At 70.3% G+C, this 18003-nt stretch carries 15 protein-coding genes and 2 pseudogenes; 10 read left to right on the forward strand and 7 right to left on the reverse strand.

Features of this window, described 5'->3' with window-relative positions; genetic code table 11:
• The first annotated feature begins 19 nt into the window (after nucleotides 1–19).
• From RWE79_RS29735 to RWE79_RS29780, 10 genes and pseudogenes are all read left to right on the forward strand, one after another.
• Nucleotides 20–2071, forward strand: coding sequence for an APC family permease (locus RWE79_RS29735; RefSeq protein ID WP_475943151.1), 2052 nt, complete (start codon nucleotides 20–22; stop codon nucleotides 2069–2071).
• Between the two features lie 76 nt (nucleotides 2072–2147).
• Nucleotides 2148–3497, forward strand: a complete 1350-nt coding sequence (locus RWE79_RS29740; RefSeq protein ID WP_475943152.1) for a class I SAM-dependent RNA methyltransferase — start codon at nucleotides 2148–2150, stop codon at nucleotides 3495–3497.
• Between the two features lie 420 nt (nucleotides 3498–3917).
• Nucleotides 3918–4586: an MFS transporter gene (locus RWE79_RS29745; protein WP_475943153.1), complete on the forward strand. Its 669-nt coding sequence runs from the start codon at nucleotides 3918–3920 to the stop codon at nucleotides 4584–4586.
• Nucleotides 4550–4672: a hypothetical protein gene (locus RWE79_RS29750; protein WP_475943154.1), complete on the forward strand. Its 123-nt coding sequence runs from the start codon at nucleotides 4550–4552 to the stop codon at nucleotides 4670–4672. The genes RWE79_RS29745 and RWE79_RS29750 overlap by 37 nt, the downstream gene beginning before the upstream one ends.
• Before the next feature lie 22 nt (nucleotides 4673–4694).
• Nucleotides 4695–4856: pseudogene (locus RWE79_RS29755) on the forward strand (site-specific integrase); the annotation flags it as partial.
• Nucleotides 4857–4925: 69 nt separating this feature from the next.
• The gene (locus tag RWE79_RS29760) at nucleotides 4926–5489 is read left to right on the forward strand and encodes a hypothetical protein (RefSeq protein ID WP_475943155.1); all 564 of its coding nucleotides are present in this window, start codon (nucleotides 4926–4928) and stop codon (nucleotides 5487–5489) included.
• On the forward strand, nucleotides 5486–5797 hold the full coding sequence (locus RWE79_RS29765; RefSeq protein ID WP_475943156.1) for a tyrosine-type recombinase/integrase: 312 nt from the start codon (nucleotides 5486–5488) through the stop codon (nucleotides 5795–5797). The genes RWE79_RS29760 and RWE79_RS29765 overlap by 4 nt, the downstream gene beginning before the upstream one ends.
• A complete protein-coding gene (locus RWE79_RS29770) occupies nucleotides 5797–6375 on the forward strand; it encodes a hypothetical protein (RefSeq protein WP_475943157.1) in 579 nt (192 codons plus the stop codon). Before RWE79_RS29765 ends, RWE79_RS29770 begins: the two co-directional genes overlap by 1 nt.
• Before the next feature lie 135 nt (nucleotides 6376–6510).
• Nucleotides 6511–7272, forward strand: coding sequence for a transposase (locus RWE79_RS29775; RefSeq protein WP_475943158.1), 762 nt, complete (start codon nucleotides 6511–6513; stop codon nucleotides 7270–7272).
• Nucleotides 7269–8132: pseudogene (locus tag RWE79_RS29780) on the forward strand (IS5 family transposase). Before RWE79_RS29775 ends, RWE79_RS29780 begins: the two are co-directional and overlap by 4 nt.
• A 166-nt stretch (nucleotides 8133–8298) precedes the next feature.
• Here the strand turns inward: RWE79_RS29780 and RWE79_RS29785 are convergent.
• From RWE79_RS29785 to dapF, 7 genes are read right to left on the reverse strand one after another with little or no spacing between them, the layout of a single operon-like run.
• A complete protein-coding gene (locus tag RWE79_RS29785) occupies nucleotides 8299–9837 on the reverse strand; it encodes a peptide ABC transporter substrate-binding protein (protein WP_475943159.1) in 1539 nt (512 codons plus the stop codon).
• Between the two features lie 13 nt (nucleotides 9838–9850).
• On the reverse strand, nucleotides 9851–10546 hold the full coding sequence (locus RWE79_RS29790) for an MOSC domain-containing protein (RefSeq protein WP_475943160.1): 696 nt from the start codon (nucleotides 10544–10546) through the stop codon (nucleotides 9851–9853).
• Nucleotides 10547–11890, reverse strand: a complete 1344-nt coding sequence (locus RWE79_RS29795; protein WP_475943161.1) for an MFS transporter — start codon at nucleotides 11888–11890, stop codon at nucleotides 10547–10549. It lies immediately after the preceding gene.
• Nucleotides 11887–12762 (reverse strand): thioesterase domain-containing protein, encoded by an 876-nt coding sequence (locus RWE79_RS29800; RefSeq protein ID WP_475943162.1) that lies wholly within the window; start codon nucleotides 12760–12762, stop codon nucleotides 11887–11889. Before RWE79_RS29800 ends, RWE79_RS29795 begins: the two co-directional genes overlap by 4 nt.
• Nucleotides 12755–15934 carry a non-ribosomal peptide synthetase gene (locus tag RWE79_RS29805; RefSeq protein WP_475943163.1) on the reverse strand — a complete coding sequence of 1060 codons (3180 nt, stop codon included), beginning with the start codon at nucleotides 15932–15934 and terminating at the stop codon, nucleotides 12755–12757. The genes RWE79_RS29800 and RWE79_RS29805 overlap by 8 nt, the downstream gene beginning before the upstream one ends.
• Complete coding sequence (locus RWE79_RS29810; protein ID WP_475943164.1) at nucleotides 15931–17040, reverse strand: pyridoxal phosphate-dependent aminotransferase; 1110 nt, start codon at nucleotides 17038–17040, stop codon at nucleotides 15931–15933. Before RWE79_RS29810 ends, RWE79_RS29805 begins: the two co-directional genes overlap by 4 nt.
• Entirely contained in the window at nucleotides 17037–17972 is a 936-nt protein-coding gene (gene dapF, locus RWE79_RS29815; protein ID WP_475943165.1) for a diaminopimelate epimerase, read from the reverse strand. The genes RWE79_RS29810 and dapF overlap by 4 nt, the downstream gene beginning before the upstream one ends.
• Nucleotides 17973–18003: the final 31 nt, after the last annotated feature.

Below are 18003 nucleotides of genomic sequence, written 5' to 3' on the forward strand. Positions count from 1 at the left end.
GAAGCCTTAACATCCAAGCGTGTCCAAACTGACCGACTTGCCGAAACGGATCCTGATCGGCCGGGCTTTGCGCAGCGACAAGCTTGGAGAAACGCTTCTCCCCAAGCGGCTCGCGCTCCCCGTCTTCGCCTCAGACCCACTGTCCTCCGTCGCGTACGCACCGGGTGAGGTCCTGCTGGTCCTGTCCATCGCCGGTGTGTCGGCCTACCGGTTCAGCCCCTGGATCGCGGTCGCCGTCGTCGTACTGATGTTCACCGTGGTGGCGTCGTACCGGCAGAACGTGCACGCGTATCCCTCCGGCGGCGGTGACTACGAGGTGGCGACCACCAACCTCGGGCCCCGCGCCGGACTGACCGTCGCCAGCGCCCTGCTCGTGGACTACGTCCTGACCGTCGCGGTCTCCGTGGCCTCGGGTGTGGAGAACCTCGGCTCGGCGGTGCCGTTCTTCGTCGAGCACAAGGTGCTGGGCGCGATCAGCATGATCGTGGTCCTGATGCTGATGAACCTGCGCGGGGTCCGGGAGTCGGGTACGGTCTTCGCCATCCCGACCTACGCCTTCGTCGTGGGCGTCTTCGCCATGATCGCCTGGGGCGTCTTCCGGATCGCCACCGGCGACGAGATGCGCGCCCCCACCGCCGGCTACACCATCCACGCCGAGCACACCGGGCTGGCCGGCTTCGCGCTGCTCTTCCTGCTGCTGCGGGCCTTCTCCTCCGGCTGTGCGGCCCTGACCGGTGTCGAGGCGATCAGCAACGGCGTACCGGCCTTCCGCAAGCCGAAGTCCAAGAACGCCGCCACGACGCTCGCCGCGATGGGCCTGCTCGCCGTCACCATGTTCTGCGGCATCATCGCCCTGGCCATGAACACCGGCGTCAGGATGGCCGAGAACCCGGCCACCGACCTGCTCCTGAACGGCAAGCCGGTCGGTGCCTCCTTCACCCAGGACCCGGTGATCGCCCAGGTCGCCGCCGCGGTCTTCGGCAGCGGCTCCATCCCGTTCGTCTTCCTGGCCGCCGTCACCGCACTGGTGCTCTTCCTGGCCGCCAACACCGCCTACAACGGCTTCCCGGTGCTCGGCTCCATCCTCGCCCAGGACCGCTACCTGCCGCGCCAGCTGCACACCCGCGGCGACCGGCTCGCCTTCAGCAACGGCATCGTGCTGCTGGCCGCCTTCGCCGCCGTGCTCGTCTACCTCTACGGCGCCGACTCGACCCGGCTGATCCAGCTCTACATCGTCGGCGTCTTCGTCTCCTTCACCCTCAGCCAGACCGGCATGGTCCGGCACTGGAACCGGCACCTGCGCGACGAGACCGACACCGCCAAGCGCCGCCGCATGATCCGCTCCCGCGCGATCAACACCTTCGGCGCCTTCTTCACCGGCCTGGTGCTGATCATCGTGCTCCTCACCAAGTTCACCCACGGCGCCTGGGTCGCGGTCCTGGGCATGGTCGGCTTCTACGCGATCATGACCGCCATCCGCCGCCACTACGACCGCGTCGCCGGCGAGCTCGCGGCGCAGGACGAGCCGGGCGAGGAGACCGTCCTGCCCTCCCGGGTGCACTCCATCGTGCTGGTCTCCAAGGTCCACAAGCCGACGCTGCGCGCGCTGTCGTACGCCAAGCTCATCCGCTCGGACACCCTGGAGGCGCTCAGCATCAACGTCGACCCCGCCGACACCAAGGCCCTCCAGGCCGAATGGCACCGGCGCGGCATCGACGTACCGCTGAAGGTCCTGGACTCGCCCTACCGCGAGATCACCCGGCCGATCGTCGAGTACGTCAAGAGCCTGCGGCGGGCCAGCCCGCGCGACGTCGTCTCCGTCTACATCCCGGAGTACGTGGTGGGCCACTGGTACGAGCACCTCCTGCACAACCAGAGCGCCCTGCGGCTCAAGGGCCGGCTGCTGTTCACGCCGGGCGTCATGGTCACCTCGGTGCCCTGGCAGCTGGAATCCTCCGAGCGCGCCAAACTGCGGCAGCGCAGGGGCGCCGAGTGGAGCGCCCCCGGGTCGGTGCGGCGCGGCGAGATCGGCCGGCCGGCCAGGCCCAAGGAGCCCAGCGCCAAGCAGTGACCGGGCGGAGCCGGCGGGACGTAGACTGGTGAGCTGTCGTCCCGCCGCTCACCCCATGCTTGGAGCCTGTTCCGTCATGCAGCACCGAACGAAGGACCAGGCTGACGTACTCGTCGGCGAGCGCTACGAGGTCGAGGTCGGCGCGGTGGCGCACGGCGGCCACTGCATCGCCAGGACCGTCCTTCCGGGACACGACCGGCCCCAGGTGCTCTTCGTCCGGCACGCGCTGCCCGGTGAGCGGGTGATCGCCGAGATCACCGAGGGCGGCCCCGACTCGCGCTTTCTGCGCGCCGACGCCGTCGAGGTCCTCCAGGCCTCCCCGGACCGGGTCGAGGCACCCTGCCCGTTCTCCGGCCCCGGCAGGTGCGGCGGCTGCGACTGGCAGCACGCGGCGCCGGGCGCCCAGCGGCGCTTCAAGGTGCAGGTCATCACCGAGCAGCTCCAGCGGCTGGCCGGGCTCACCCCCGAGGAAGCCGGCTGGGACGGCACCGTGGAGCCGGCCCCGGGCGACAAGGTCGCCAAGGGCGAGGTCCCGGCCTGGCGCACCCGCGTCCAGTACGCCGTCGACGCCGACGGGCACGCCGGACTGCGCCGCCACCGCTCGCACGAGGTCGAGCGCGTCGACCACTGCCTGATCGCCGCGCCCGGCGTGAGCGAGCTGGGCGTCGAGTCCCGTGAGTGGCCCGGCATCGCCTCGGTCGAGGCCATCGCCGCCACCGGTTCCTCCGACCGCCAGGTCATCATCACCCCGCGTCCGGGCGGCCGGCTGCCCCTCGTCGAGCTTGACCGGCCGGTCTCCGTCCTGCGCGTCGACGAGCAGGACGGCGTCCACCGCGTCCACGGCCGCGGTTTCGTCCGCGAGCGTGCCGTCGACCGCACCTGGCGGGTCGGCTCCGGCGGCTTCTGGCAGGTCCACCCGGCGGCACCGGACCTCCTGGTCGAGGCCGTCATGCAGGGGCTGATGCCGAAGAAGGGCCACACCGCCCTCGACCTGTACTGCGGCGTCGGCCTGTTCGCCGGCGCCCTGGCCGAACGGGTCGGCGAGACCGGCGCGGTGCTGGGCATCGAGTCCGGCAAGCGCGCCGTGGAGGACGCCCGCCACAACCTCGCCGACTTCGACCGCGTCCGGATCGAACACGGCAAGGTCGAATCCGTCCTCCCGCGCACCGGCATCACCGAGGTCGACCTGATCGTCCTCGACCCGCCCCGCACCGGCGCCGGCAAGACCATCGTCCGGCACCTGGCCTCGCTCGGCGCCCGTCGCATCGCCTACGTCGCCTGCGACCCGGCCGCCCTCGCCCGCGACCTCGCCTACTTCCGCGACGCCGGCTATGTGCCGCGCAGGATGCGGGCGTTCGACCTCTTCCCTATGACGCACCACGTGGAGTGCGTGGCGATCCTTGAGCCTGCGGCAAAGGCCGCCTGACCTGCGGTTTTAGCCGATGTGCATTATGTGCGTTGTGGGCGTTACGGGCGATATCTTGACGCGTATTCGACGCACGTGACGCACGTTTGACGCACGTTCTGATAGGTCGTCAGGTGACCTGAGGTACAGGTCAGGCGGCACTGAAGGCAGCTGCGTCGCGGGGGAGGCGGTCAGCGCAATGCTGGCCCCGCATCGGTGCCGGAACCTGGTCCTGGCCGACTGGAGAGGATTGTGGGGCCTGGTTCGCTGGTACCGCTTAGGCGACCGGGGTACCCACTTGCTGTGGAGGATCGAGCAGTGCAAGACCCGCAGGGTCGAAGGCGTCCCGCCCGGCGGCTGTGTATTGCATGCATCGAGGAGGACGGGCGCAGCAAGGTAGCCGGGACGGTCAAGGCTGAATCGCCCCGGGTTCGGCGTCGGGTGCTGGCTGGGAAGGGCGATCCGGAGTGCCACTCAGGATTCAAACTTGCGCACACGGCTCCGGAGGCCGTCAGCTTCCCGCGCGTTTTCGCAAAGACCCCCCGGCCGGCCAGCCGCGACGAGGTCCCCCTCAAGATCCGCATCGGACCCGTCCTGTCCGGCGACCTCGGCAAGCTGATGCTCGCCGTGGCCGCGTTCGAGGTCGGCAACGTCGCCGCGACCCTGCTGATCCTGCGCGCCTCCGACCTGCTCGCCCCCGACCACGGCACGAAGAGCGCGACCACGATCGCGCTCGCCCTCTACACCGCGTACAACGTGGCCGCCACGATCGCCTCGGTCCCGGCCGGGCGCCTGTCCGACCGGCTCGGTGCCCGCGGCCCGATCCTGGTGCTGGCCGGCGGCGTCGCGGCGTTCGCCGCCGCCTACAGCCTGTTCACCGTGGACACCACCGCGATCGCACTGCCGGCGGTGCCGTTCGTCTTGGCCGGGATCGGCATCGGCGCGGTGGAGACCGCCCAGCACTCCGCTGTCGCCGCCCTGGCCCCCAACGACCTGCGCGGCTCCGCGTTCGGCATGCTCGCCACCGTCCAGTCCCTCGGCAACCTCGCCGCCTCCACGGTGGCCGGTGTGCTGTGGAGCGCAGGCCGACGGCCGCGTTCGCCTATCTGACGGTGTGGATGGTCCTGGCGCTGGGCGGGCTACTGGTCGCGGCCCGCCCGTCGCTGTCGCGCACCGTGCAGGTCACCACGTCCTGACCCTCGGCGAGATGGGCGGCCGATCACACCGGTCAGCGAGTTCCTTCGGGAGCTACTGGCTTGTGGCAACACCCCGGCCTCCTGTCGCTCCTACGCCTATGACCTGCTGCGCTGGTTCCGGTTTCTGGCTGCGGCGGACATCGACTGGAGTCGCGCCAGGCACGTGGATGTACGCGACTTCGTACTGTGGCTGCGGACGTGCCACAACCCGGCGCGGGACCGGCGCCGCCGGGACGTACCTGCGCCGGGATCGTTGAACGCGCGCACCGGCAAGCCGTACCTGAAAGCTGGTTACGCCCCGGCGACGATCAACCATGCGGTGTCGGTGCTGGCGGCGTTCTACGACCATCACCTGCAGACCGGGCAGGGACCGCTGGTCTCGCCGGTGCCGCCGCAGTCTCGTGACGGGCGTCGGCTGGAGGCCCATCACAACCCGCTGGAGCCGTTCCGGCTGCACCGCCGGGGCGCCTACCGGCAAAAGCAGGTCGACCGTGAGCCCCGCGCGGTTCCCGTTGATGTCGTCGAGGACCTGTTCCACTCGGTGGGCTGTCACCGGGACCGGGCACTGCTCGCCATGTTCTTGTCCAGCGGCGCGCGGGCCGCCGAGATGCTGGGTATGACGATCAGCGACGTCCACCCGGGCGAGGGACGGATCTACGTGCAGACCAAGGGCCTGGGCGGAGCCAAGGAGGCGTGCCCCGCCTCCTTGGCTCCGCCTGGCTGGCGCTCTACCTCTGCGAACTGGCCCAGGACGGACACTAACCCGCCCCCGACGAGCCGGTGTGGTGGACCCTGCGCGGCCCGACGCGTCCGTTGACCTACACCGCGCTGCGGGCCGTGCTGAACCGGATCAACGCCCGGATCGGGGCGAACATCACGCTGCACGACCTGCGGCACACTCTGTGTCTGCGCCTGATCAACGACCCGGGCACCGCCCTGGCCGACACCCAGCAGGTGATGCGCCACCGGCGGATCACCACGACCAGTACCTACCTGCGGCCGAGGATCGACGAGGTCATGTCCAAGGTCCACGAGCACTACACGCGCCTCAAGCCGCCACCGCGGCCGCTGACCGGCTGGACCTACGATCCGGACGACCTCGCCGACGTGTTCGGCGGCAACTGATGGCCCGGCACGGCGGCACCGGGCGCACACCGGTCAGCCCCCGTGACCCCGCCCTGCTCGCGGACGCCCGGATACCCGGGCCGAGACCGTCCACCGGCATCAGCAACGAGCGGGCGGCTGCGCCGCGGGACGAGCTCGCGCTGCTGGCCAATTGCCTGCTCAGCGAGCCGACCGACCGCGATCTGTGGCGTCAGCAGCTGTCGCTGACCCGGGTGCTCGACTGGCTGGAGGGGTTCCCCGCCGACACCTGGCAGGACCGCTGGCTGCTGAGCGGTTCCGACGACCAGGGCTCGGCCTGGGGACCGCAGGGCCTGAGCGCCGGAACACGCTCGCGATTCACCACGGGTCTGGGCATTCTGATTGTCCTTCAGGTGGTCCGGCCCTCCTACGGGTGGCTGTTCGGCAGTCGGCTGCTGGGTGTCTACGACGCCTACCGGCGCCACAACCAGGCAGCCCTGTTCTCCGAGCTTCGGGAGCGTGCCAGCGGACGCGAGGGCTGCGACGAGCACGCGACCGACGCCCTGAACGTGCTGACTCGCATAAGCATCGTCACCGGCCAAGACCTGCTGGACCTATAGCTCGAGGACCTCACCGACTACGCCCAGACCCGTCGGGCGACCGGCTGTCGGCGTACGACCTAAGTCTTGATCCACCGATTCGATGTCTGTGGATAACTCTTCTTGAAACGAGGAAGCGCCTTGTGACCTGCGATGATGGGAGTTCTTCAGGCTTCCAGCACGCACAATCAGCAAGGCACTTCCGAGACGCGAGTTTCCCATACGCTGGCGGCGGTCTCCGTTCTGTTCGATGATCCGAATCTGATCGCGCAGGCCGGGCTGGTCCCGGTGCTGCGGCTGGCCGAGCGGTGCGGGCTGTCGCGGTTGGTGACAAAGAAGGTGAAGCTGGCCGGGGCGAAGAACGGGGCGGGTGCGGCGGCAGACGCCAAGGTCACCAGCATCGTCGCGGGTATGGCCGCGGGTGCGGACAGCATCGACGACCTGGCGATGTCGCGTCACGGGGCGATGCCGGTCGTGTTCGGCGGCATTCGCGCCCCGTCCACGCTGGGTACGTTCCTGCGTGCGTTCTCCCACGGACACGCTCTCCAACTCCACGCCGTGCACCGCAGGTTCCTTGCGGAACTGGCCGCGCACACCCCACTGCTGCCCGGCTCGGACACGATGGCGTTCATCGACGTCGACTCCACCCACAAACGCGTCTACGGCCGGACCAAGCAGGGCGCCGAGTACGGCCGGTTCAAGGGCATCCGCACCCTGCACCCCCTCCTCGCCACATTCTGCACCGCCAACTCCAGGCCTGTGATCGCCACGGTCCGGATGCGACGCGGCAAGGCAGCAGACTCCCGGGGCGCCCCGAAATTCGTGAGCGAGGCCCTGGCCACCGCCCGAGAGGCCGGCTGCTCCGGGACCCGCATCCTGCGGGCCGACTCGCAGTTCTACAACGCCGGGGTCATCTGAGCAAGGACGAGTGGCCACGTGTGAAGCCGTATCTGCCGAAGAATGGCAGGCGCGATGGTCGCTGGGTCAGCCATCGGCGGGTGGTCAACGGGATCCTGCACCGGGCGCGCACCGGTGTTCCGTGGCGGGATCTACCAGCGCGTTTCGGGCCGTGGAGCACGGTCTACAGTCGGCATCGGCGTTGGTGTGCCGACGGCACGTGGAACCGGATTCTGAGGGCCGTCCAGGCTTGCGCCGACGCCGAGGGGCGACTGGACTGGAGCCTGGCGAGCATCGACTCGACCTCCTGCCGGGCCCGTCAGCACACAGCCGGACCGTAAGGCCCCACCGCGAATCCCGGTAAAAGGGGGATCCCGAAGCAGCACCGTACCGATGAGGGGCTGGGGCGCTCGCGAGGCGGGCTGACCAGCAAGATTCACCTGGCATGTGAGGGCCGCCGTCGGCCACTGGTCCTCCTCGTCACTCCCGGACAGACTGGCGACTCAACCCAGTTCGAGGCCGTCATGGAGCGGATCAGCGTCCCCCGCCCTGCCGGCGGCAGGCCACGCACCCGTCCGGACCACGTGAGCGCCGATAAGGCCTACGGCGCCCGCAGGATCCGCGTCTACCTGCGCAAACGCGGAATCAGCCACACCATTCCCGAACCACGCGACCAGCGGGCCAACCGTCACAGACGCGGCAGCAAGGGCGGTCGGCCCACCGGCTTCGACAAGGAGATCTACAAGCGCCGCAATGAAGTCGAGCGCACGATCCATGGACTCAAAGGCTTCCGTGCGGTCGCCACTCGGTATGACAAGCGCGCCTGTGTATTCCACGGCACCGTCACCATCGCAGCGATCCGCCTGTGGCTCCGACCATGATCCGTCGCACAGAATCCAGGGCAGGTCCAGGGCCCGTCCGGCGGACAGGCCCTGGTCCGTCCGCGGTCCGGGGCGGTTTCCCGCGCGGGCTCGTGGAGCGTGGCCGGGACATTCCCGCTGGCCGAAGCCTTTCTTCCCCGCCGTGCCGGGAGCGGGCAGTCACGGGTCAACGCCCCGCGAGTCCCGGCGCAGCGGCGATGGGCGCGTCGTGGACCTCCACGGCCGCGTAGTCCGAGCCGTTGATGATGTTGCGGACGTAGGAGCTGACCCGCTCGCTGTAGAGCACCGAGGTCTTCTGGAACCAGAGCGGGATGATCGCCATGTCCTCCAGCGCGACGTCCTCCGCCGCCTGGTAGAAGCTCACGCCCTCGGCCTGGCTCCCGGCCCGGTCCCCCGCGGACACCAGCTCGTCGAAGGCCGGGTTGTCATAGAACTGCTGGTTGGCCGAGCCGCCCCGCCCGAGGATCGGGCGCAGGTAGCTCTCGGCCCAGGCGTAGTCCGGTGCCCAGGCCCGCCGGAACAGCCCGGTGTAGCCCTTCTCCTTCGCCTGGGCGAAGTAGCCGGCGAACGGCAGGTCCACCCGCAGCTCGCAGACGATGCCCAGGTGCTCCCGCAGCTGTTCGGCCACCAGAGCCAGCCACGGCTCGTGACCGCCCCCGATGTTGGAGTGCAGCGCGAGCGTGCCGCCCTGCCAGCCGCCGGCCTCCGCCAGCAGCTTCCGGGCCCGCTGCGGGTCGAAGTGGCAGTACGCGCCCGCGCCCTCCCGGTAACCGGGGAAGTTGGGGCTGAGCACGGTGCTCGCGGCCAGGTACTGGCCATCGTAGACCGTGTCGATGATCGCCTGGCGGTCGATGGCGAGCGAAAGCGCCTGGCGGAGGAACTTGTCCTGGAACTCCGGGCGGTAGAGCGGAACTCCGAGGTAGCTGAAGCTGTTGCTGGCCTGCTCGAAGATCAGGCCGGCGAACCGGGACCGGGCCTCGGAGTACCGCTCCGCCGGGATGTTGTCCATCATGTCGTGCTCCCCGGCCTCGAAGCCCGCGTAGCCGGCCTCCAGCGTCGGGTACATCCGGAACACCACCCGGTCCGTCCTCGCGGCGGGGCCGCCCCAGGCATCGAAACGGCTGAGCACGAGCCGGATCCCGCGCTGCCACTCCTCCAGCCGGTAGGGGCCGTTGCCGATCGGATGCGCCTGGAAGGCGGCGATGTCGTCGAAGGCGGCCCTGGGCAGCGGGGCGAAAGCGGAGTAGCAGAGCATGGCGGGGAAGCCCGAGTAGGGCTCGGTGAGGGTGACCTCGAAGCCGAGGTCATCGAGCTTCCGCAGGCCGGTCAGGCTCTCGCCCCCGTATCCGGCTATGCGGTGGAAGAAGCCGCGGTTGGTCTGTCCGTTGGCCTCGGCGGCGGCGAAGTTCCACGCGTCGATGAAGGAGCCGGACGTGACCGGTTCACCGTTGTGGAACTGGAAGCCCGGCCTGAGCGTCACCGCCCAGACCCGGTTGTCCTCGGAGACGGCCGACTCGGCGATCTGCGGCACCGGTGCCCCGGTGTCCCTGTCGGACTCGAAGAGGCCCTTGAAGAGCTGGCGGATGACGATGATCGCGTTCTGGTCGCCGCCCTCCGCGGGCGTGATGCCGGGCGGTTCGTAGTTGTAGACCCGCAGTTCGGTGGGCTCGACGGCCTCGGCGGGCCGCTGGGAAGGCATGGTCATGGGTCGGCTCCGCTCAGGCCACAGTGTAGGGGGCACCGACGATCCAGCCGCCGGGTCGGGGGGCGGGCAGGTCTCCGTCGACGATCTCGGCCTCGTCGCCGACCCGGATCACGCCCGGGGTGGCGACCCAGCAGTCCAGCGCGAAGCGCCCGTCGTACTTGCGGTGTATGTCGCGCAGCACGTCGAGGTCCTGCTCGCCGGTGTCCGGGTCGATGGTGGTGACGATGCAGCGGGCGCGGAGTTTGAGCATGCCGATCATCACCTCGCCGATCCGCAGAACCCGTCCTGGCCACTCCCGCTCGGCCAGCCCCGGCACACCGCCGAGCAGGATGTTGGGCCGCAACCGCCGGCCGTTGTGGCCGAGTTCGGCGATCGCCCCGTCCGTCGCGACGAGCAGGTTCAGAACGTCGAAGCGCTCCGGACCGGTGTAGCGGACCGGCTCGGCGTCCGGGCCCGCCACCGCGCGGACGGCCGCGGCGGTCTTCGGGTCGTCCCAGGGGTTGCCGTCGATCATGACCTGACCGTCCGGCCCGGTCGTGGCGGCCAGGCCCAGCAGACCGTGCCGGGTGCGGGCGGTCAGTGGGCCGAACGTCCCACGGATGTGGATCTGCCGGTCGCCCGGCACCCCGTCCCCGGTCAGCCCGACGCTGTCGAGCTGCTCCCCGCGCATCGACTTGACGGGGAAGCGCCACAGCTCCTTGACGTACATTCAGTTCTCTCCTTCGGCCGCGGAATCGGCTGCGGAGTCCACCGCCGCCGCTAAGGCCGGCTCCACCGCCGCCGGAGGCAGCTGCTTGAGCCTGCTCACCGGCGATACCGCCAGGGCGATCAGCACCGCCGCCGAACCAATCGCCGCCCAGGTCAGGGCGGACTTCGCGCCGATTCCCCCGGCCAGCAGGCCCGCGAACAGTCCGCCCAGCGAGCCGCCGCCGAAAAGCAGGGTCCGGAAGCAGGCGCTCATCCGGCCCATCATCGTCTGCGGAGTGCAGGTCTGACGCAGACTCACCATGACCACGCCGGCCACGCCCAGGCCTAGGTAGCTGACGAAGAAGGAGAGGATGAACATCGCGACCATCACCGGCCGCGGCCCGGCCGCGAACGGGAGCAGCAGCGGGCCCGCGAAGACGCCGCCCATCGAGAAAGCGTAGACCAGGCCCAGCGGGAACCGGTCGATCACCTTCCGGGACACGGTTGCCCCGATGAGTCCGCCCACCGAGGACGCCGCGAAGACGAGACCCAGCGTCGCCGCGTTCAGCTCCAGCTCCCTGGTGGCGTAGAGCAGGAACATCGTCCAGACCGTGACCAGGGAGAAGTTGCAGAATGGCGCGACCAGTGCCAGCGGCCGCAGAATCCGGTCGCCGAAGACGAACGCGACACCTTCGCGCAGCTCGGTCCACAGGTGGCGCTTGGTGCCCGCGGGCTGCGGGGCCGGTTCATCGGTGCGGATCAGCACCAGTGAGACGACCGAGACCAGGTAGGAGAAGGCGTCGACCAGCAGCGCCACCGGCGCGGTCAGCGCGCTGATCAGCACACCGGCGAGGCCGGGCCCGGCCACGTCGGCGGCCGAGGAGCTGATGCCCATCTTCGAGCTGGCCTCGACGTAGTGCTTGGGGTCCTTGACCAGGGTCGGCACGAACGACATCCAGCTCACGTCGAAGAGCACCGACGCGACGCCGATCGCACAGGCGATCACCAGCAGCGGCGCCATACTGAGGGCGTGCATCCAGTGCAGCACCGGGATCAGGGCGATCAGCACCAGCCGGGAGATGTTGGCCACCAGCATGATCGGGCGGCGACGCACCCGGTCGACCCACACGCCGAAGAGCAGGGCCAGGCCGAGGTACGGCACGAGCTGGAGGAACCGCAGCAGGCCGACCTGCTCGTCGCTGGCCCCGAAGGCGAGGATGGCCGTCAGCGGGAGGGCGAGGTTGGTGACCTGCGTGCCCAGCAGCGACAGCGACTCGCCCAGCCAGAATTTGAGGAAATCGTTGTTGTGCCACAGGGACGGGAGAGGCGGAGCCTCTTCCTCCACGAGTTGTTCGGCGCCTGTCACTGCTCTGCTCCCTGACGGTTCGAGGGTCGGCTGCCGGCGGACTGGCCGCCGCTGAGGTCCCGGGCGCGGGCGAGCGCCCGGCGGACGAGCCCCCCCATCGCGATGAGGCTGTCGCCGGTCCAGATCGAGTGGTGGGTTCCGGGCAGGGTGTGCTCGTCGAGGTCGGTGGCCACCCGGTCCCACCGCATGTACTCCGGCGGCGACTCCGCCGAGAGGATGTGCGTGACCCGGCCGTGGTACGGCTCGGCGACCTCGAAGGCGAAGAGCGCCTCGATATGCGCCCGGAACACCGCGTACCGGTCGCCGAGCAGGTCGGCGTCGAGCTCCTCGGGCAGGATGCCCGACTCCTCGACCGCCGCGAAGACCTCGCCGGAGTCCACGTCGTCCGGGCGGCCCGCGAACACCGCCGTCAGCCCGGCCGCCGCCTCCGCGGTGAGGTCGGCGATGCCCACGATGTCGTTCATGAACCGCCGCTGGATCTCCCGCTCCGGCGGCAGAGGGGCCACCCAGGGCAGCCCGGAGTCGACCAGTACGACCTGCGAGACCTCGCGCCCGGCGGCGGTCAGGCGCTGGGCCATGTCGAAGGCGATCACGCCGCCCATCGACCAGCCCAGCAGCTGGACCGGGCCCTCGGGCTGGAACTTCCGCAGGGCGTCCGCGTATTCGGCGGAGAGCGCGGGCAGCGAGCGGACGGGGGTCCGGTCGTCGTCGAATCCGGGGGCCTCGAAACCGTGGACCGGCTGCTCGGGGCCGAGCAGCCGGGCCAGGCCCGCGTAGGAGTACGCGGAGCCGGAGACCGCGTGAACGCAGAGGAGCGGCGGGAGCGAGCCGCCGGTCCGCAGGGGGACGATGCGGTCGAGGTCCTCAGGCACTGGCCTGCTCCTGTGTCTTCAGCCGTACCTTCTCGTCGACCACGGCGGCGATGCCGCTGACCGTGGTGGCGTCGTACAGCAGCCGGATACTGATCTTGATCTTGAAGCTCTTGTTGATCCGGCTGACCACCCGCATCGCCTGCAAGGAGTTGCCTCCGATCCCGAAGAAGCTGTCCTCGGCCCCGACCCGCTCCTGCGCGAGCACCTCCGCGAAGACCTCGGCGACGCGCTGCTCGGTGGGGGTGCGCGGCTCGACGAAGGTGTCGCCGCCCTCGTTCCCGACCGGGTCTGGAAGCGCCTTGCGGTTGATCTTCCAGCCGGAACTCATCGGGAACTCGTCCAGCTCGACCCAGGCGGTCGGCACCATGTACTCGGGCAGCGACTCCCTCAGGTGGCCGCGCAGGTCGTCGGGTCCGGGAGCGCCGCCTGCCGCCGGGTCTGCGGTGTAGTAGCCGACCAGCCGGTTCTCGCCCTGCCGGTCCGGGCGCATCAGCACCACCGCCCGCAGCACGCCCGGGTGCGACTGCAGGGCCGCCTCGATCTCGCCCAGTTCGATCCGCAGTCCGCGCAGTTTGACCTGGTTGTCGACCCTGCCGAGGAACTCCAGCTGGCCGCCGGCGTTCCAGCGGACGAGGTCGCCGCTGCGGTAGACCGTGCGGGAGGAGTCGAAGGGGTCGGGGACGAACTTCTCCGCCGTCATCTCCGGCTGGTTGAGGTAGCCGCGGGCCAGGCCGCCCTCCTCACCGCCGATCAGCAACTCGCCGCTGACGCCCTTGGGCACCAGGTTCCGCCACTGGTCGACGACGTGCACCTGCCGGTTGACCTCTGGCCGGCCGATCGGCGGGGAGGTCTGCCACTCGACCTGTTCGACCTTGTACTCGGTGCACGCGATGGCCGCCTCGGTCGGGCCGTAGAGGTTCACGAAGGTGCGCCCCGGCAGATTCCACCGGTTGACCAACTGGGGCGGGAGTACCTCGGCGCCGCCCATCACGTACTTCAGGTGCTCGTAGGGCTCGGCCTCCAGCACCGACAGCATGGCCGGCGGCAGGCCCGCGTAGGTGACCCGCTGTTCGCGGATCAGGGCGGTCAGCGCCTCCGGGGATTGGGCGTCCTCGGGGGCCACCGCCACCACCGTCGCCCCGGCGGCGAAGGCGGTCCACATCTCCCCCTGCGACATGTCGAAGTTGAGCGCCGGGAGTTGGAGCAGCCGGTCGGCAGGGCCGAAGTCGAAAGTGCGCCGGTACGCCTCGCAGAAGAAGGAGACCGCGCGGTGCGCGATCATCACGCCCTTCGGGGTGCCGGTGGAACCGGAGGTGTACAGGACGTAGGCCAGCGACTCCCGGGTGGCCCACTCCTCTAGCGGTTCGTCGGCGGGTACGGCCTCGATCGCGTCCCAGTCCGTGTCGGTCAGCACAGTGGTCCAGCCCGAGGACTCCGGCAGCCGGTCGGCCAGCGTCGAACGGGTCACCACCAGCGGTGCGGCGGTGTCACGGATCATGAAGTCCAGCCGGGCGGCCGGGGCCTTCGGGTCCATCATCGCGAACGCGCCACCGGCCTTGAGAACACCGAGCATGGCCACGTACGCGTCCAGGTCGCGGTCGATCACCACGGCCACGACCTGACCGGCCGACAGTCCCCGGGCGCGCAGATACCGCGCGAAGCGGTCCGCCCGCCGGTCGAACTCCGCGTACCGGAGCTCGGCCCCGCGGCACACCACGGCCACCGCGTCCGGACTGGCCGCCGCTACCCGGGCGAGCCCGACGTGCAGCGGCTCCTCGGGGTAGGCGACGACCTCGCCCTTGCTGATGCCGGCCAGCTCGGCCAGCTCGGGCGCGGTGAGCAGCGGCAGCTCCGACAGCCTGCGGCCCGGGTCCTCGGTCGCGGCGGCGAGCACCGTCTCGATGTGGCCGAGCATCGCCTCGATCCGCCACGCGTCGAACAGGTCCGAGCTGTACTCCACGGACGCCTTGAGCGAGTCGCCGGACTCGATGAAGTTGACCGACATATCGAAGCGGGCGCTGACCGAGGGCAGCAGCACATACTCGCTGGTGACGCCGGGGAAGAAGAGGTTGTCGCCGGAGGTCGCCCCGCCGAGCACCTGCACGGCCACCTGGAACAGCGGATTGCGGCCCGGCTCCCGCGGCGGCTGCACCCGGTCCACGATCTGCTGGAAGGGGACCTCCTGGTGCTCGTAGAGCTCCAGGTTGGCGTCGGCCGTGCGCTCCAGCAGCTTCGCGAAGGTGGGGTCGCCCGACAGGTCCGAGCGCAGCACCACCATGTTGATGAACAGGCCGACGACGTCCTCGAGTTCGGGCTCGGTCCGGCCCAGCATGGGGACCCCGACGGGGATGTCGTCCTGGCCCGAGTACCGGCCCAGGACCACGTTGAACGCGGCCGTGAGCACCATGAACAGGGAGACGCCGTGCTCCTGCGCCAGCCGGGTCGACCGGGCCAGCAGGCCGTCGGGGAGAGTCCTGATCACCGAGGCACCGCGATGGTTGGACGTCTGCGGCCGGGGCCGGTCGGCGGGCAGCTCCAGCACGGGCAGGCCGGCCAGCCTCCCCTCCCAGAACCGCAGCTCCTCCTCCAGTTCCTCGCCGTCGAGGCGCTCGCGCTGGGCGCCGGCGAAGGCCGTGTAGCCGGGGTCGTCCTTGGCGAAGGCCGGCTCACGGCCCTCGACCAGTGCCCCGTAGGCGGTGGAGATCTCGGCGTTGATCACGGCCGAGGACCAGCCGTCGGTGACGACGTGGTGGAAGCCCTGCACCAGCACATGGTCGTCCGCGGCCAGCTTGAGCAGCCGGAAGCGGTAGAGGGGCCCGGTCTCCAGGTCGAACGGCAGGTGCGTTTGCTCACGTATCTCCTGGTCGACTGCGGTCTCCCGGTCCACGGGCGCCAGCGCGGTGAGGTCCACCGGCGTCAGGCCGACCTCCTGCGGCGGCGGCGCGATCACCTGGAACGGCGTGCCGTCGGCGCTGTGCAGGGTCGCCCGCAGGGCCTCGTGCCGCCGCACGACCAGGGTCAGGCTGCGCCGCAGCAGGTCGACACGGAGCGGGCCGCGCAGTCGCCAGGCCAGCAGGATGTTGTACGTGGTCTCGCCCGGGGCGAGCTGGTCCAGGAACCAGAGCTGCTCCTGCCCGAAGGACAGAGGCGTCTGGACGGCGGACGTGGTCATGCTGCGGCGCTCCCTTTCGGTACGGCGTCCAGGACATGGCCGATCCGGCGCAGGCCCTCGTGGAGGATCTCCGGCTCACGTGCGAAGGCCAGCCGCACGCCGCGGACCGACCCCAGTGTCTCGGCGGGCATGATCAGTACGCCTCGGTCCAGCACCCGGCGGGCGAGGGACAGCGAGGACTCGCCGGTTGTCAGGTGCACCCAGGCGAAGGGGGTACCCTCCGGCGGCACCAGGCGCAGCTGCTCCGGGTACCGGGCGGCCCACTCGGTGAGGATGTGCAGGCCCTCGCCGGTGAGCCGGTGGTACTGCCGGGCCCACTCCTGCCAGCGCTGAAGCACGTCGACGGCCAGCGACTCGGACAGCACCGAGTTGGAAATCGAGGTCAGGTGCTTGTACTCCGCGCAGGCCGTGACCACCTCAGGCGGCCCGTACATCCAGCCGACCCGCAGGCCGGGGAAGCCGTACATCTTCGACAGGCTCGACACCGACACGAACCGGTCGCCGCGCAGCGCCGGCGAGGCGGCCAGGTCCAGCACGTACTCCTCGTCGACGACGATGTAGGCGTCGGTCCGCTCGGCCAGCGCGCTCAGCGCCTCGAACTCGCGGTACCGGATGCGGCGGCCCGTCGGGTTGCTCGGCGTGTTGAGCGTGATCAGCCGCAGGTTGGGGCCGGCCGCCGTCTCCAGCGCGTCGAGGTCGATGCTGAAGTCCTCGGCCAGGTCCAGCACCCGGACGTCGCAGCCGAGTTTGACCGGGACGTCCCAGGCCTGCTGCCAGCCGGGCCGGAACGCGATGACGCCGTCCCCGGGGCGCAGCAGTGTGCAGTAGAGGAGGTAGAGGGCCTCCTGTGCGCCGTGGGTGACGATCACCCGGTCCGTGGAGCCGAGATAGCGGTCGGCGACCAGCTCGATCAGCGCCGGGCTGCCCCGGTCGACGCCGTAGTTGAGTTCGAGATCGTCGGGCACGTGCAGCTGGCTCAGCGTGCCGCACTGGACGTGGCTGTCGCCCAGGTCGATGTCGTAGCGGCCGAGGGAGTCCTCGAACACCCACCGCCGCATCGGATAGCCCTGCTCCGCCGCGGGAGCACGGTCGATCGCTTGGGTCATGCCGGAACCTCACTGGCTGGTCGGGCCGGTCGGCGGATGCCGAGCCGGTCGCGGAACACCGGGGAAAATCCGCCGACGGACACCTGTTCCACCGGTCCGGCCATGGAAACCTCCCCGTTCCCGGCGACGGTGACCTCCAACTCGCCGCCCGGCATCCGCACCGTGACCCGGTCGTCGACCAGGTCCAGGGCGTGCGCGGCGCTGACCACCGCGCAGCCGCTGGCACCGGAGGCCAGGGTGTAGCCGGCGCCGCGCTCCCAGATCTCGATCCGGACGGTGGCGCGGTCCAGCACCTGGGCGAACTGGACGTTCGTGCGGCCCGGGAAGCGCGGGTGACCCGCGATCAGTTCGCCGAGTTCGTGGGCGAGTTCGCGGGTCGCCCGGTCCGTGAAGAGCACGGTGTGCGGGTTCCCGTTGTGCAGGGAGGTGACGGTCAGGGTCCGTCCGGCAACCTCCAGCGGCCAGCCCACCGCGGCGCCCTCCAGGTCGGTCACGCCGACGTCCGCGGCGTCGAAGGAGGGTCGCCCCATGCCGATCTGCACCACTGCGGCGGCCAGGTCGGGGGCCAGATCGCGGATCCGGACGGGCGAGTCTCCGGCCGTCGTGCGCACCTGGAACTCCGCCCCGGTGCGATCGTCCCCGGGCAGGCAGTCCCCCGGCAGGTAGCGCTCGGCGAGGTGCAGGGCGAACAGTCTGATGCCGTTGGCGCTCTTCCCGCAGGCGCTGCCGTCGGAGTTGAAGATCTGGAGCTCGATCGGGCGGCCGGGCTCGACCGGGGCCATCGGCCCGAACAGGACCCCGTCCGCGCCCACCCCGAAGTGCCGGTCGCAGAGCAGCCTCGCGGAGTCGCCGCTCGGAGTGAGCTCCACCTCGTTGGGGTCGATGATGAGGTAGTCGTTGCCCAGGGCGTGGTATTTGGCGAAATCAGGCACGGCACGGCCAATCGTCGGCGTTTGCGGCCGG

The sequence above is a fragment of the Streptomyces sp. RLA131 genome (assembly GCF_056270125.1).

Excerpts from the sequence above, each read along its gene's own strand:
- RWE79_RS29740 (WP_475943152.1), top strand. The coding sequence starts at position 2,148 with ATGCAGCACCGAACGAAGGACCAGGCTGACGTACTCGTCGGCGAGCGC.
- RWE79_RS29785 (WP_475943159.1), bottom strand. The coding sequence starts at position 9,837 with ATGACCATGCCTTCCCAGCGGCCCGCCGAGGCCGTCGAGCCCACCGAA.
- RWE79_RS29775 (WP_475943158.1), top strand. The coding sequence starts at position 6,511 with ATGGGAGTTCTTCAGGCTTCCAGCACGCACAATCAGCAAGGCACTTCC.
- RWE79_RS29805 (WP_475943163.1), bottom strand. The coding sequence starts at position 15,934 with ATGACCACGTCCGCCGTCCAGACGCCTCTGTCCTTCGGGCAGGAGCAG.
- RWE79_RS29770 (WP_475943157.1), top strand. The coding sequence starts at position 5,797 with ATGGCCCGGCACGGCGGCACCGGGCGCACACCGGTCAGCCCCCGTGAC.
- RWE79_RS29790 (WP_475943160.1), bottom strand. The coding sequence starts at position 10,546 with ATGTACGTCAAGGAGCTGTGGCGCTTCCCCGTCAAGTCGATGCGCGGG.
- RWE79_RS29810 (WP_475943164.1), bottom strand. The coding sequence starts at position 17,040 with ATGACCCAAGCGATCGACCGTGCTCCCGCGGCGGAGCAGGGCTATCCG.